We start from the raw sequence: 2,697 nt of genomic DNA, 5'->3' as shown, positions 1-2,697 counted from the left end.
AAATTTTTATCAGTATTATGGAGTACTTTAATGTTGTATGCTATCATATTTATGAAGTTAAAGTTTACTTAATGAAAGGAGGAGATTCCATTGGTTACATTAACTAGTAATACAAACATAATGAATCTAATAATTAAAAATAAAAAAGAAAGGAAATCTTATAGGTTATTATTATGAAACATTCAATTAAATTATTGTCTTCACTGACTATGATTATAGGAGTGAGCCTCTCTACTATCACAAGTGTAAATGCGTACAATTATAATGAAAACGCATTCGAAAACACTGATGAATTAAAAATTATCTACAATCAGATAGCGAAGAAAGAAAAATCAATTAATGCATGTTCTCTTGATGGCCAAGCTGTTTATACATGGGGATACCCTACTACAAAAGGCAGAATACTAGTCACAGGAGACGCTTATAAAAATCTGATTCCAACTGGTCATGCAGCTATAGTCTATTCACAAAATAGAGTTGTTGAAGCTTTATCCAATGGAGTTGTAACTGGTAAAAATGATTGGAATAAAAGCAAAAATACATGCTGGGGACTTTATGTGACAGACGTAACAGAAAATCAAGCAAAAAAAGTCGCAGATTGGTGTTATTCACAAAGAGGCAAACCATATAATATTAAGTATTATGATGTAAATACAAGATCAAAATTTTACTGTTCTCAACTCATATGGGCTGGATTTAAAGATAAATACAATGTAGATTTAAACACTAGCCAATATGGCGCAGCAGTGCATCCTCTTGAACTTGTCTCAAGTGATAAGACAATGATTCTTTATAAGAAGTGATTACAATGAAAAAAACAATTTTAATAATTACCACAGTCTTACTATTCACAGGATGCTCATTCTCACAATCACAAAGCAATATCCATTATACATTTGGTGTGATTGAAACTTCTTCTGCAAGAAAATATACTGTTATTAAATATTATAGTGATGATGGTAAAAAAGTTGCTTCTACAAAATTGGATGAGGCTCAAGTAGGCACATCATTCAATACCACAAGCTATCATGATGGTTATGCTTATATTAATAATATCGGTCTTCAAGGAGATAAGAATCCTCAAAATATTATTCAGATAAAAGGAAATTCTACTGAAGTGAATAAGCTTCATTTACCTGGAACAGCCATTGATGCAGTCAGTGCAGATGATCACTATTATTATGGTGTATCTAATCTTAATGATTATGGTTATCTAACTCAGATGAATTTTAAAGAGAAAAAAGTAAATGAAATAAAAGAAAAATCTCGTTTCTCTTATATGGTTGTTCCAAGTCATTCTAAAGTATATAATTTTGTAGATATTGAAAATGATATTGCATGTGATATCTATGATCAAAATTTAAAACGACTTAAAAGTATTAGTCTTACCCAATATGGAGATAATATTTGTAAGTACTATACAGATAAAGATACATTATATTTTTCATTTAATAACCAAAATAAATATATTGGTCAATTAAACATGAATACAGATGAATTAAAAATCATTGATATGCCTTATAGCTATGCTGATAATATTTATGTAAATGATGGAAAAATCTATGTTTCTTTCTATAATCTTGTTTCAAATGAAGGCAATAAGATTTGTGTTTTTGATCAAGATACGCATCAATTAGAAAAAACATATACCTTGAAACATCATCTTGATATGATTGATTTTAATGGTTCTCATGCTTATATTCTATCTCGTAATGAGCATGATAAATACAGTGTTAATATCTACGATTATAAGAGTGACTTTAAACAAGTAAAAAGAATAAGTCTGCCAAAGAAAAAAACTTATAATTATCTTATTTATTATTCAACCCTTTTTATTAATCCTAGCCTCAAATAGGCCACATTTTGTGGTTTCAGACTGTTGACGAATGATAAAAACATATTGCTAGAAATGAATATTCATTTTGAATACCCATAATCTGCAAGGTAACGATTTAAGAGAAGTGTAGAACAGAAATATTCAGAATACAGACTATCTGTCTATGACTGATAGGAAATGATCTTTGCAGATATTTCTTTACCTTATCCATCACAGTCTTTCCCACACTTCTATGGGTAAATCTATACTCCTGTTCATTCAGGAATAAAGGCATCTCTCTTTTGGTTATTCCATGATAATCCCAGTAATATTATTCTTAATATTTCCGATTATTATGTTTAACCATAGTAGTCTATGATTATTTTCTTCATGGCCGATTTTCTAGTTGTTTACTTGTATTTCTTCATTTAGTGTATTAAAGCATTTCTCAGCATCAGTATTGAGTAATGCATCATATGATAATACACAGCACTGTTCTATGTTTTTCTTAAGTAACAAAACTGTATAATCATTAATGATCTTAACTTGAGGTACCGGGGATAGTTTTTCTCTTTATCTGTAGATAGAATACCAAGAATAGACTGTTGCTCACTTGAACGACTCGCATTATTCTTGGAGTTTACACCAATATTGAAGACATCTGCCTCATAGAAAAGGACGTTGGGCAGCTTGCCTGAATTGCTTATTGACATAAGAATTCTACACTTGTTTTCTAGAAGAAGTGCAGTCTGCTAGTTAACGTCTAGTATTGAACATAAATCTATTGCACTGATTCCTTTATTTTCATTGAAGAAAAGGAAAATACTTAAAAGGAGCTTGTATAGATCAAGCTTGCAGCTCTGAAAAATAGTGCCTGAAAG

The 2,697-nt window shown here is 30.1% G+C and carries 2 protein-coding genes; both read left to right on the top strand.

Annotated elements, in window-relative coordinates:
* The first annotated feature begins 173 nt into the window (after nt 1-173).
* Nucleotides 174-803, top strand: coding sequence for a YiiX/YebB-like N1pC/P60 family cysteine hydrolase (locus B2S90_RS08990; protein ID WP_278861364.1), 630 nt, complete (start codon nt 174-176; stop codon nt 801-803).
* A gap of 5 nt (nt 804-808) precedes the next feature.
* Complete coding sequence (locus B2S90_RS08985; RefSeq protein ID WP_278861363.1) at nt 809-1,855, top strand: hypothetical protein; 1,047 nt, start codon at nt 809-811, stop codon at nt 1,853-1,855.
* Nucleotides 1,856-2,697 lie beyond the last annotated feature (842 nt).

Source organism: Catenibacterium sp. UBA627 (genome assembly GCF_002299355.1).
GTDB classification, from domain to species: domain Bacteria; phylum Bacillota_I; class Bacilli_A; order Erysipelotrichales; family Coprobacillaceae; genus Catenibacterium; species Catenibacterium mitsuoka.
Note: the sequence above shows the minus strand (reverse complement) of the source record. Positions and strands in the feature narration are given on the sequence as shown.